Source organism: Microbacterium sp. K41, assembly GCF_004794395.1.
GTDB classification, from domain to species: domain Bacteria; phylum Actinomycetota; class Actinomycetes; order Actinomycetales; family Microbacteriaceae; genus Microbacterium; species Microbacterium sufflavum.
In genome coordinates this window covers 1-12185 of the sequence record NZ_SSDO01000056.1, presented here as the reverse complement: position 1 = coordinate 12185, position 12185 = coordinate 1, and the positions used below count along the sequence as shown (strand labels likewise).

Below are 12185 nucleotides of genomic sequence, written 5' to 3'. Positions count from 1 at the left end.
TGGCGTCCCGCCGATGGCCCGCCCGCGGCGAGCGACCGCGCCGGTGCGGCGGCCGGGCCGCGGATGTCACGTCGGTTCCTGCTGACGATCGGTGCCGTGCTGGGTGTGCTGGTGCTGGTCGGCACCGGCTTCGGCGTCGTGAGCCTGCTGCAGGGTCCGCGCATCTCAGAGGTGCAGGTCGACGCGGCCCAGGCGATCGAATCGTCCGGCAGTCGCCTGATCCTCACCGCGAACCAGCCCCTCGCCGCGATCGAGGCGGACCAGGTGTCGGTCGAGCCGGCGGTACCGTTCACGGTCGACGCGGCCGGCCGCGGGATCGGTGTGCGCTTCACGGTGCCGCTCGACGACGACACGACGTACACCGTGACGGTGTCCGATGCCGTCGGTGCGAGCGGTGGTCCGTCCGCCGAGCTCACGACGAGCTTCACCACGCCCGCTTCGACGATGTTCCTGCTGCGGCGCGACGTCGACGGCGACGACACGATCTTCCGCACCGACCTCAGCGGCGAGAAGGCGGTGCCGGTGTTCTCGCATCCGCGGATCAACGACTTCCGCGCCACCTCCACGCGCCTCGTGGCCTCGGTCGAGGAGGACGACGGCTCGCACCTGCTGGTGATGGACCGCGACGGTGAGGACCAGCGCGAGCTGACGCTGCCCGGCGACGGCTATGTCCGAGAGATCCAGGTCTCCGAGCGCGGCAACCTCGTCGGCTACAGCTACTCCGACCGCGAGCTCGGCGACAGCGAGGGCCGCGCGAGCGTGCTCGTGACCCAGTCGCTGAGCGGCGACGACGAGCCGCAGATCATCGAGGTCGCAGGGGAGGAGGCGAGCGTCTTCGTGTGGCAGTTCGTGCCGGACAGCGCCGCCGTGCTCTTCATCGACTTCGACGGCGCGCTCGCCCTCGTCGACCGTTCCAGCGACGCGGGAGTGCAGTCGCTCGGGCTCGCCACCACCATTCAGGGCATCTCGCGCGGCACCTACACCGCGATCGTGGAGCGTCTCGACGGCACCGTGGTCGAGCTGAACCTCACCGACGGCTCGGAGCAGCCGCTCGCGGCCTCGACGCCCGACTACGGCACGGCCACGACGATCACGCCGTTCCCCGGCGGCACGCTGCGGCACGTGGTGTCGCGCGACGACTCGGGACTGCCGATCGGGCAGGCGGTGGTCCGCGTGGACGACGACGGGGTCGCAGAACCCCTGGTCGAGGTGGGGTCGAGCGACGCCATCCTCCAGGCGTGCGCGTCGCCGAGCGGGCAGTACGCGGCCGTCGTGGTCGCCCCCGACATGGCGAACAACCCCTACGACGGCATGCTGCTGCCGCTTCCGGTGCGGCTGGAGACCCACCTGATCGACCTGGACTCCGGGAAGGAGCTCGTGGCCCTCACCGGCTTCGACGCCTCCTGGTGCCAGACGGCGCCGCGGTTCTGACGTGTCTGCCGTTCCGCTGCGACGCGTGACCCGCGACGACGTGATGCGCTCCGCCGTTGAGGTGGCGCCCACTCTGCTCGGCGCGGAACTGCGCACCGTGGTGATCGAGGGCGGTGTGCCGGTGGAGGTCCGCGTGCGCGTCACCGAGGTCGAGGCCTATCACGGCCAGGGCACGGGCGACCGCGTCGACCCCGGCTCGCACGCGCGCATGGGTCGCACCGCCCGCAACGCCACGATGTGGGGCGAGCCGGGCCACCTGTACGTCTACCTGAGCCACGGGATCCACTCGTGCGTGAACGTGGCGTGCGGTCCGGAGGGGCAGGGCGACGGGGTGCTGCTGCGCGCCGGAGAGGTGGTGGCCGGTGAGGACGCTGCGGCCGTCCGCCGCGGTGCCCCGCTCCCGCTGGGGCGCACGGCCCGACGCGACCTCGCCAGGGGGCCGGGGCGACTGGGCCAGGCGGTCGGCCTGCGCCACGCGCTGCACGACGGGATCGACGCGGTCACGGGCGCGGAGCACAACGGCGCCCGCGCGGAGCTGTGGCTCGGGGCGCCGGTCGCGGATGTGTCGCAGGGGCCGAGGGTCGGGGTCGCGGGGGTCGCCGGGACGGACGCCTTCCCGTGGCGGTTCTGGATCCCGGACGACCCGACCGTGTCGGCGTTCCGGTGGGGGCGCGGTGCCGCCGAGGCCGCGGCACTGGGGGCGACCCTGCCCGTGCTAGACTGACTCTTTGTCTGCGCACGCTCCTGTGCGTAGTTCGCATGCTTCCCCTTCCGCGGCCGAGAGATCGGCGGGTCGAGGTTGCGTGCAGACAAGGGATCTTGGGTGGGGCCGTCCGGCCTCACGGTAATGAAGGAGTCATCATCATGGCAGCAGTGTGCCAGGTGACCGGAGCTGTTCCCGGCTTCGGTCACAACGTCTCGCACTCGCACCGCCGGACGAAGCGCCGCTTCGACCCGAACGTGCAGAAGAAGACCTATTTCGTGCCCTCGCTCGGTCGTAAGATCACGCTCAACGTGTCCGCCAAGGGCATCAAGGTGATCGACGCGCGCGGCATCGAGAACGTCGTCAAGGACCTCCAGGCGAAGGGTGTGAAGCTCTAATGGCCAAGAAGGCTCAGGACGTCCGTCCGATCATCAAGCTGCGTTCCACGGCGGGTACGGGTTACACGTACGTGACCAAGAAGAACCGCCGCAACACCCCCGACCGCCTCGTGCTGAAGAAGTACGACCCGGTCATCCGTCAGCACGTCGAATTCCGAGAGGAGCGTTGATCCATGGCTAAGAAGAGCAAGATCGCGCGCAACGAGCAGCGCAAGGTCATCGTCGAGCGCTACGCCGAGCGTCGTGCCGAGCTGAAGAAGACCCTGGTCGACCCGAACGCCACCGACGAGGCCCGCGAGGCCGCTCGCGTCGGCCTGCAGAAGCTGCCGCGCAACGCGTCGCCGGCTCGCGTGCGTTCGCGCGACGTCATCGACGGCCGCCCCCGCGGTGTCCTCACGAAGTTCGGCATCTCGCGTGTCCGCTTCCGTGACATGGCACACCGTGGCGAGTTGCCCGGCGTGACCAAGTCGAGCTGGTAAGTCACCGCCGTCGACAGGGGCGAGGATCTTCGGATCCTCGCCCCTTTCGCGTACCCCCGCGTCTCCGTCGTTTCGCGGCCCGGGTGAGCGCCGACGCGCTCCGGCGATCGCGAGAGTGCCGCGAGATCGGGGCAGACCGGCAGGGGTGGGTGGCGCTCGCGGACGCCGATCCCGTGATCGTCGGCGCCGTCCCGCGCGAGGGCATGAGCCTCCCGAATTCTGTGACACGTGTGACCAAAGTGGCGCGACACGCCGGGTAATTGGTCAAAACCCGCGAAATGACGCGGAAATCCGGGTGGTGGTTGGTACATTCAAGGCGGTCACTCGACCAACGGGAGGCACCCGCCTCTCGCACCCACAACGATGCGACGGTCCTTCGTCGCTGGAGGATGACATGGCTGACAAGTCCATCACCAAGACCGAGCTCGTCGCGAGCATCGCTTCCGCCACCGGCCAGAGCCAGGCCACCGTCTCCGGTGTCCTCGACTCGCTGTTCGCCACGGTCTCCGACGCTGTCGCCAAGGGCAGCAAGGTCTCGATCCCGGGCTGGATCTCCTTCGAGCAGGTCGACACCGCTGCTCGCACGGGCCGCAACCCGCAGACCGGCGCCGAGATCAAGATCCCCGCTGGCAAGCGCGTCAAGGTGACCGCCGGCTCCAAGCTCAAGGCTGCCGTCAAGTAAGACCGCACCCGTTCGAAGGCCGCTCCCGATCCGGGAGCGGCCTTCGTGCTTTCCCCCCGTCCAGCGCGCCTAGGCTGGAGGGGTGAGTTCCCGCACCGAGACGCCGAGCACGACGTCGGCGTATCGCGTCGCCGGCGTCGTCATCCTGCTGGCGGCGGGTCTCGTCGCCCTCGTGTGGGCGCTGCTCATCGGCGGCGGTGCCAAGCCGCCCCTGCTGCAGGACCCGGGGCCCGTGGTGCTGTGGGGCACACCGATCGCCAAGCTCGTGATGAACCTCTCGGGCGCGCTCATGCTCGGGTCGCTCGTGCTCGCTCTGTTCGCACTCCGCGCGGGCGAGCGGTCGTTCGACAGGGCCCTGAACATCGCGTCGATCGGTGCCGCGGTGTTCACGGTCTCGGCCGGTCTCGCCGGCTTCCTCGCGTTCATGGCGGCGTTCAACCCGAAGCTCAGCATCGAGCGGGAGTTCGGTGCACAGCTCGGACGGTTCCTGCTGGAGCTGCCGCTCGGACAGTCGTGGCTCATCACCACGATCCTCGGCGCCGTGATCACGGTGCTCGCGTTCGCCTGGCGGTCCTGGACGCCCACCCTGATCACGGCCCTGCTCGCCGCGGTGTCGTTCCTGCCGCTGGCGACCCAGGGCCATGCGGGCGACCTCGACGGCCACAACATGGCGGTCAACTCGATCCTGCTGCACACCATCGGGGCCGCGGTGTGGCTGGGCGGCCTGCTGCTGCTGGTGCTGCTGCGCGGAGAGCCGGGCATCGACCGCGCCCGCCTGGTGTCGCGCTACTCCTCGCTCGCCATCGCCGCCTTCGCGGTCGTGGCGCTCTCCGGCTTCACACGGTCGATCGTCGCGGTGGGGTCCTGGGAGGCGGTGTGGTCGACGCCATACGGCACGATCGTCATCGCGAAGGCCGTGCTGCTGGTCGGGATGGGCCTGCTCGGCGCCTGGTACCGCGCCCGCCTCATCCCGAAGCTCGACGGTGACCGCGCCAACCGCTGGTTCTGGCTGCTGGTGCTGGGCGAGGTCGCGCTGATGGGGCTCGCCTCGGGCGCCGCGGCGGCCCTCGCGCGCACGCCTCCGCCCACGGGCGAGACCGCCGCGTTCGCGCAGACCCCGGCGCAGATCCTCACCGGCTCCCTGCTTCCCCCCGAGCTCACGCTGGCGCGGTGGTTCACGGCGTGGGACATCGACGTGCTGTGGCTGGTGGCTGCCGGGTTCGGGCTCTTCCTCTACCTCGCGGGCGTGCGGCGGCTGCGCCTGCGCGGCGACCGCTGGCCGATCCACCGCACCGTCTTCTGGGTGCTCGGCATGCTGATGCTGGTGTGGGTGACGGGCGGGCCCATCAACGCGTATCAGGAGTACCTGTTCAGCGTGCACATGCTCGGGCACATGATGCTCTCGATGGCGATCCCGCTGCTGCTCGTCTCGGGTGCACCCATCACCCTGGCGTTGCGCGCGATCCACAAGCGCGACGACGGCACCCGCGGCGGCCGCGAGTGGATCATGTGGGCCGTGCACTCGCCGTTCGCGCGCGTGGTGACCCACCCGTTCGTCGCGGCCGCGATCTTCATCGTGTCGCTGTGGGCGTTCTACTTCACCGACCTGGTGCGCTGGTCGATGTACGAGCACCTCGGGCACGAGTGGATGGTCATCCACTTCCTGATCTCGGGCTACCTGTTCGTGATGAGCCTGATCGGTGCCGACCCCGTGCCGTACCGGCTGCCGTACCCCGGCCGGCTCATCACCCTCATCGCCGTGATGGCCATGCACGCGTTCTTCGGCATGGCGATCATGATGCAGGAGGGGCTGTTGGTCGCCGACTGGTTCGGCGCGATGGGCCGCGACTGGGGCGCCGATCCCATGACCGATCAGTACGTGGGCGGCGGCATCGCCTGGTCGATCGGAGAGATCCCGACGCTGATCCTCGCCATCACGGTCGCGATCCAGTGGAGCCGCAGCGACACCAAGCTGCAGAAGCGTCGCGACCGGCACGCCGACCGCACGGGGGACGCCGAGCTGGAGGAGTACAACGCGCGCCTCGCCGAGCTCGCGGCGCGGGACCAGCGCGCGGCGGAGCGCCAGGCCCAGCGCGACCGGCGCTGATCCCCGGCGTCAGTCCTCGGCGGGCTCGTCGGGAGAGCCGACCCTGATCGACGCGGAGCCGTCGGGGAGGATCGCGATGGTGCCGTTCACGCGGAACGGCACGTCTTCCGACACCGGCTCGACCGAGCCGTCGAACAGCGACTGGATCTCGACCTCGACGTGGGCCACCGCATCGGCCGGCGGGATCTGCCACTGACCGTCCTCGGCGGGGACGACCGCGATCTGGGGCTGACTCGTGATCGACCAGGTGGGCGGTGCGGAGATGCGGTTCGTCACGCGCAGGCCGAACGGGCACGCGGTGGGCTGCAGCACCTCCTGGGTCGTGCACTGCGTGAGGAACTCCTCGACGCGCTGCTGCACCACCGACACGAACTCGGGAGTCGGCTCGGTCTGCACGTCGAGCGGCGTGACGGCGAGCGGCTTGTCGGCGAGCACTCCGTGGCCGGACGACGTCGAGATCGCGGTGTCGACCGTGACGGAGTAGACGCCGGGGGTGAACACGAGCAGCGGCAGGGGGTCGAGCGGCTGGGCCTCGGCCCCCGCGACGGACACCTGCCGACGATCGACCTCGAACCCGTTCACGGCGAAGCGGTCGGAGCCGCGCACGGTGAGCTGGACCACCGCGAGAGGGCTCGTGGTGAACCGCCAGTCGGGGGTGACGCCGGCCCAGCCGTCCTGCTGCACCTGGAAGGTCGTGGTGCCGTGATGGCCACCGGCCGTGTAGCCGACGGTGACGGCAGTGCCGTCGCCGGAGGGCCGTTCGGACTTCACCTCGATGTCGGTGAGGGGGCCGAGCGCGGAGCGCCGCAGCATCGCCTCCGAGGCGCGGGGGTCGATGCCGGCCTTCTCGAGCGTCTCGCGGTCGATGGCGACACCGGGCACCCGGAGCGCATCGGCCGCGCGGCCGGATGCGAGCAGGTCGAGGTAGCGGACCACGAACGCCGAGGGGCCGTAGAACTGCTGGTAGAGGGTCGCGCCGCCCGCCCCGATCGCGGCGAACAGCATCACGCCGACGACGGCGAGCATGGTCAGATCCACGCCCAGGCGCGCACGCCGGGGCGTGCTCCTCCCGGCCCGCTCCATGGCGTCAGTCTAGGAGGGAGTCCTGGGGGGACGCCGAGCGTTGGCGCCCCGCGACTCCCGGCGCGACGTAGCATGGGTGGGCGCCCCCGTCCGCCCCTGCAGCCCTGAGAGAACCGTGTCCCTTCCCGCCCTGTCCGAGGAGCAGCAGGAGCTGTTCCGCCTCATCGAGGACACCGGGGAGCACGTGTTCATCACCGGCCGCGCCGGCACCGGCAAGTCGACGCTCCTGCAGCACTTCGCCTGGAACACGAAGAAGCAGATCGCGATCTGCGCGCCCACCGGCGTCGCCGCGCTGAACGTCGAGGGGCAGACGATCCACTCGCTGTTCCGGCTCCCGATCGGGCTGATCGGCGACGCGGACATCGACCAGAACGATGCCACCCGGCGCATCCTGAACGCGATCGAGACCCTCGTGATCGATGAGATCTCGATGGTCAACGCCGACCTCATGGACGCGATCGACCGCTCGCTGCGGCAGGCCCGCGGACGCAGGGGCGAACCGTTCGGCGGTGTGCAGGTGGTGATGTTCGGCGACCCGTACCAGCTCGCGCCGGTCCCGCCGCGCGGCGACGAGGCCCGCTACGTGAAGGACCACTACCGCTCCTTCTGGTTCTTCGACGCGAAGGTGTGGGCGGGCGGCTCCGGGCTCTCCGACCAGGAGGGCCTGTTCCAGGTCGACACCAGGGCCGAGCTGCACGTGCGGGAGCTGGTGCAGATCCACCGGCAGTCCGACGACGGGTTCAAGGCGATGCTCAACGCCGTGCGCTACGGCCGGGTGACCGCGGAGATCGCCGGGGTGCTGAACGCGCAGGGTGCCCGCACGCCGCCCGACCCCGAGCCGGGCGAGGTGCCGATGATCACCCTCGCGACGCGCAACGACATTGTGAACGGCATCAACGGCCGTCACCTCGCCGCCCTCCCCGGCAAGGAGCAGACCGCGCGCGCCGAGATCAACGGCGACTTCGGACGCGGCGAGGCTGCCCTGCCTGCCGAGTCGGAGCTCAAGCTCAAGGTCGGCGCGCAGGTGATGTTCCTCCGCAACGACACCGCCATGTCGGGCGAGCCGCCGCGCTGGGTCAATGGCACCATCGGCACCGTCACCCGCATTCTCGGCGGGGCCGTGCGGGTGGAGATCGACGGCGAGGAGGTGGAGGTCGAGCCGGCCGTGTGGGAACGGTTCCGCTACGCCTACGACCCGAACACGAAGAAGCTGTCCCGCGACGTGGTGGCGGAGTTCACGCAGTTCCCGCTGCGGCTCGCGTGGGCCGTGACGATCCACAAGTCGCAGGGCAAGACCTATGACCGCGCGATCATCGACCTCGGCTCCGGGGCGTTCGCGCCGGGACAGACCTATGTGGCGCTGAGCCGTCTGACCTCGCTCGACGGGCTGTACCTGTCGCGACCGTTGCGGCCGAGCGACATCCGGGTCGACGAGGACGTACGGCGCTTCATGCGCGACGCGTGGCTGGCGGCGTCGACGCCGGAGCTTCCCACGGGCTGAACCGCGGTGGACGCCCTTCGTCTCGCGGGCGCTCGCTCAGGGACCGGTGAGGGCGCTCAGGCGGCGGCGCGGGCGCGGTCGAGGTCTTCGAACAGCTCCGTGTTGAACCGGTAGGCGAGCAGCACCTCGTCGATCACGCGCTCGCGCTCCGCCTCGTCCCACGGGGCGGCGTCGAGCTGTTCGCGGTACACGTCCTTGAAGGCGGACGGGTCGGCGATGTCGTCGAACAGGTAGGAGCCGACGCCGTTGGTCTCGAAGCCGAAGCGGCGGGACATGACGCGGCCGATGAAGATGCCGCCGGAGAGGTCGCCGAGGTAGCGCGTGTAGTGGTGGGCGACGAAGCCCCCGGCCCAGGTCGCGCCCACCTGGCGGATGCGCTCCACGTAGCGCTGCGTGGTGGGCAGCGGCGTGATCCGGTCGCGCCAGTCCGCGCCGAGCAGGAACTCGAGGTCGGCCTCGAGCGCGGGGAGGCGGGTGAGCTTGTCGCTGAGGAACACGGAGGCGACGGGGTCGGTGCGCATGCGGTCGCCCGCGCTCTCGAGGGCCTCGTAGATGAAGTAGTGCTGCGCGACGAGCGCGATGTAGTCCTCGCGGGAGCCCTCGCCCTTGAGCAGGTCGGACATGAAGCCGGCCGTCTCGCTGCGCGAGTGCGACCCGGAGGAGCGCTCGCGGAGGGCGGCGGAGAAGGAGAGGATCTCGGGCATGGCCCCAGTGTAAGGGCAGCCTAACCTTGGACGGAAGTCCGGGTCGGTGCGGAGTCAGTCGTGCGGCCGCGGCTCGACGCCCAGGCGCGCGCACGCCGCGTCGTACAGCGCCACGACCTCGCGTCGCACCTCGGGGCGCTCCGTGATCGGGCCGCCGGGCCACGGCACGCGCAGCGTCGAGGTGGAGCCGCCGCGGGTGACCTCCCACACGCCGGCCTCGCCGTCGAAGCCGGTCATGACGGACGCCGTCGGCTCCTGGTCGGCGGGCTCGGCGAAGGCGCGGGCGATCAGCAGGTTGTCGTCGGTGTGGTCGCCGTTCATGTGGCGGAGCACGGCGGCGATCACGTCGGGAGCGAAGTCGTGGGGCACCCTCACACCCTACGGGCCGCGATCGGCGCGGTCCCGCGAGGCGGACTTCCAGCATCCTCGCTCTAGACTCGGGAGATACGTCCTCGGGGGTTCCTTCACATGCAGCTTCTCTCGTCGCGCCGGTGGCGCGCCGCAGCGGCCACGGCCGTCGTGCTCGGGCTCGTCCTCACCGGTTGTTCGTCCGAGGACTCCTTCAGCTACACGCCGCCCGACCAGGTCGACGCCTCCCTGCCCGACGACACCGTCGCGGCGATGCAGACCGCGGTCGACAACGCGCTCACCGCGTCGGGTGCGTCCGGAGCCATCGTCGGCGTCTGGGTGCCGTGGAGCGGCGGCTGGGTCGCAGCGGCCGGCACGCAGGACAAGGAGGGCGGGGCCGAGCTGACGACGGACATGTCGTTCCGCATCGCCGACGTCACGCGCCTCATGACGTGCGACGTGCTGTACGCGCTCGCCGACGAGGGCACCGTGGAGCTCGACGCGAAGGTGCCCACCTACGTCTCCGGCGTCGCGGACATGACCGACGTGACCCTGCTCGACCTCTGCAACGGCACGAGCGGCGCCGGGTCGTCCGAGGAGACCGCCAAGGCCGCCTGGATCAACACCCCCGAGCGCGTGTGGGCTCCGCTCGAGCTCGCCGGCTACGGCCTCGGCCGCGCCAGGGTGGCCCCGCACACGACCTTCCGCGACTCCGACGCGGGCTACCTGCTGCTCGGCCTCGCGCTCGAGCGCGCCACCGGCATGACCGCGCGCGAGCTCATCGCGGAGTACGTCACCGAGCCCCTCGGCCTCACCCAGACCGAGCTGCCCACGCCGCAGGCCGCCCCGCCGGTGCCCGAGCCCGCCATGAACGGCCACTACATGTCGGCTGTCGAGGGCGGCTTCAACTGCGCGGCCCCGGTCGACATCACCACCCTCTCGTCGAGCTCCGGCTTCACCGACTCCGGCGTCGTGTCGACCATCACCGACCTCGGCCGCTACGCCCAGGCGGAGGCCGCGCAGGCGCTGCGCACGAAGGAGGAGCCCGCGCGCTTCGGCTCGCCGCTGCCCGTGTCCGACACGGCCGCGTCGTGGTTCCAGGCCACCGGCGGTGCCTACCTCGTCGGCTCGATGGTCGGCCAGCACGGCTGGACCCCCGGCTATGCGACCGCCGCCTACTCCGACCCGGCCACCGGGTTCACCGTCGCCGTGGTGCTGAACGACTCCACCGCCGGGGCGCTGTTCGCCCAACAGCTGTCGTGGGAGCTCGCGGCCATCGCGTCGAAGGCCCCCGCCGCGTCCGGGCAGACCGCCCCCGACTTCGGGCTGCCGTTCACCGCGGAGCAGTACCACCAGGCCACCACGGACGCCGCGCTCCCGTGCGTCGCGCCCGCGGAGGAGTGAGCACCGGCTGATCGGAAGGGGTCGTCGTGGCGATCGTCGACAACGCGATCTACGTGGACGGCGTCCGCACGGAGAACCCGCGGACCCTCAGCGAGACGTTCGAGCGCATGCGCGAGCGACGCGGCATGAGCTGGATCGGGCTGTACCGGCCGAGTCCGGAGGAAATCCGCGCCGTGGCCGACGAGTTCGCCCTCCACGAGCTCGTGGTGGAGGACGCGCTGTCCGGCCACCAGCGCTCCAAGCTCGAGCGCTACGGTGACGTGCTGTTCATGGTGCTGCGACCCGCCCGCTACCTCGACGACCTGGAGGAGGTCGAGTTCGGCGAGGTGCACGTGCTCGTCGGGCCGGACTTCGTGGTGACCATCCGCCACGCGGAGGCTCCGGATCTGGCGCGGGTGCGCCGCCGCCTCGAGGCCGACCCCGCGCTGCTCTCCCACGGGCCGGAGGCCGTGCTGTACGCGATCCTCGACGAGGTGGTCGACGAGTACGCCCCCGTGCTCGCCGGCCTCGAGAACGACATCGACGAGATCGAGAGCCAGCTCTTCGAGGAGGATGTGGACGCCACGCAGCGCATCTACGACCTGGGCCGCGAGGTGATCGACTTCCAGCGCGCCACCCAGCCGCTCGTCGGCATGCTCGAGGCGCTCCTGCGCGGTTCCGACAAGGACAGGGTGAGCGAGGAGCTGCAGCGGTACCTGCGCGACGTGCTCGACCACACCCTGCGCGTGAGCGACAGGGCGACCACGTTCCGCACCGTGCTCGACAACGCGCTCACGGTCGAGTCGACCATCGTCGCGCGCCGCCAGAACGAGGAGATGCGGCGCATGACCGAGCTCAGCATCCGGCAGAACGAAGAGGTGAAGAAGATCTCCGGCTGGGCGGCGATCCTGTTCGCCCCGACCCTGGTCGGCACGATCTACGGCATGAACTTCGACCACATGCCCGAGCTGCACTGGCTGCTCGGTTATCCGATGGCGCTCGCGCTCATGGTCGCGATGGGCCTCGGACTCTACGCGGCGTTCAAGAACAAGGGATGGCTCTGACGCCGTGGGATGATCGCAGGATGGAACTCGTGGCGGGAATCGACTCCTCGACCCAGTCCTGCAAGGTCGTCATCGCCGACGCCCTCTCCGGTCGGGTGATCCGCGAGGGGCGTGCGCCGCACCCGCCGGGCACCGAGGTCGACCCGGAGGAGTGGTGGCGGGCGCTGCAGGCCGCGATCGCCGCGGCGGGCGGGTTCGACGACGTGCGGGCCTGGGCGATCAGCGGACAGCAGCACGGCATGGTCGCGCTCGACGGCCGGGGACGGGTCGTGCGACCGGCCCTGCTGTGGAACGACCTGCGC

The 12185-nt window shown here is 70.7% G+C and carries 14 protein-coding genes; 11 read left to right on the top strand and 3 right to left on the bottom strand.

The genetic code is table 11. The features are described from left to right. The 7 genes from DW309_RS00965 to DW309_RS00935 form a co-directional block, all read left to right on the top strand. A partial coding sequence (locus DW309_RS00965) for an Ig-like domain-containing protein (RefSeq protein WP_240753079.1) occupies positions 1–1431 on the top strand: 1431 nt, incomplete at its 5' end. Positions 1432–1447: 16 nt separating this feature from the next. After that, positions 1448–2155: a DNA-3-methyladenine glycosylase gene (locus DW309_RS00960; RefSeq protein WP_136044272.1), complete on the top strand. Its 708-nt coding sequence runs from the start codon at positions 1448–1450 to the stop codon at positions 2153–2155. Between the two features lie 140 nt (positions 2156–2295). Continuing rightward, complete coding sequence (rpmB, locus tag DW309_RS00955; protein ID WP_025102729.1) at positions 2296–2532, top strand: 50S ribosomal protein L28; 237 nt, start codon at positions 2296–2298, stop codon at positions 2530–2532. Beyond that, the gene (gene rpmG, locus DW309_RS00950) at positions 2532–2702 is read left to right on the top strand and encodes a 50S ribosomal protein L33 (protein ID WP_017203558.1); all 171 of its coding nucleotides are present in this window, start codon (positions 2532–2534) and stop codon (positions 2700–2702) included. The genes rpmB and rpmG overlap by 1 nt, the downstream gene beginning before the upstream one ends. Positions 2703–2705: 3 nt before the next feature. Continuing rightward, on the top strand, positions 2706–3011 hold the full coding sequence (gene rpsN, locus DW309_RS00945) for a 30S ribosomal protein S14 (RefSeq protein ID WP_017829734.1): 306 nt from the start codon (positions 2706–2708) through the stop codon (positions 3009–3011). Positions 3012–3405: 394 nt separating this feature from the next. Continuing rightward, entirely contained in the window at positions 3406–3693 is a 288-nt protein-coding gene (locus DW309_RS00940) for an HU family DNA-binding protein (protein ID WP_017203554.1), read from the top strand. Between the two features lie 82 nt (positions 3694–3775). Continuing rightward, on the top strand, positions 3776–5800 hold the full coding sequence (locus tag DW309_RS00935; protein ID WP_136044271.1) for a bifunctional copper resistance protein CopD/cytochrome c oxidase assembly protein: 2025 nt from the start codon (positions 3776–3778) through the stop codon (positions 5798–5800). Positions 5801–5809: 9 nt separating this feature from the next. Here the strand turns inward: DW309_RS00935 and DW309_RS00930 are convergent, their stop codons facing one another. Further along, positions 5810–6883, bottom strand: a complete 1074-nt coding sequence (locus tag DW309_RS00930; protein ID WP_136044270.1) for a hypothetical protein — start codon at positions 6881–6883, stop codon at positions 5810–5812. Positions 6884–6998: 115 nt separating this feature from the next. On the opposite strand from DW309_RS00930, the gene DW309_RS00925 reads away from it, so the two are divergent. Further along, on the top strand, positions 6999–8384 hold the full coding sequence (locus DW309_RS00925) for an ATP-dependent DNA helicase (protein ID WP_136036976.1): 1386 nt from the start codon (positions 6999–7001) through the stop codon (positions 8382–8384). 56 nt (positions 8385–8440) lie between these two features. Here DW309_RS00925 and DW309_RS00920 read toward each other — a convergent pair whose 3' ends face one another. Beyond that, positions 8441–9088 carry a biliverdin-producing heme oxygenase gene (locus DW309_RS00920; RefSeq protein WP_136044269.1) on the bottom strand — a complete coding sequence of 216 codons (648 nt, stop codon included), beginning with the start codon at positions 9086–9088 and terminating at the stop codon, positions 8441–8443. A gap of 54 nt (positions 9089–9142) precedes the next feature. Then, positions 9143–9457, bottom strand: coding sequence for a DUF2470 domain-containing protein (locus DW309_RS00915; RefSeq protein ID WP_136044268.1), 315 nt, complete (start codon positions 9455–9457; stop codon positions 9143–9145). Positions 9458–9556: 99 nt separating this feature from the next. Here DW309_RS00915 and DW309_RS00910 point away from each other — a divergent pair, with 99 nt between their 5' ends. From DW309_RS00910 to DW309_RS00900, 3 genes are all read left to right on the top strand, one after another. Next, a complete protein-coding gene (locus tag DW309_RS00910) occupies positions 9557–10840 on the top strand; it encodes a serine hydrolase domain-containing protein (RefSeq protein WP_136044267.1) in 1284 nt (427 codons plus the stop codon). A gap of 26 nt (positions 10841–10866) precedes the next feature. Continuing rightward, entirely contained in the window at positions 10867–11883 is a 1017-nt protein-coding gene (corA, locus tag DW309_RS00905) for a magnesium/cobalt transporter CorA (RefSeq protein WP_136044266.1), read from the top strand. A gap of 20 nt (positions 11884–11903) precedes the next feature. Further along, positions 11904–12185: FGGY family carbohydrate kinase (locus DW309_RS00900; RefSeq protein ID WP_240753077.1), on the top strand; the 282-nt coding region annotated here is incomplete at its 3' end.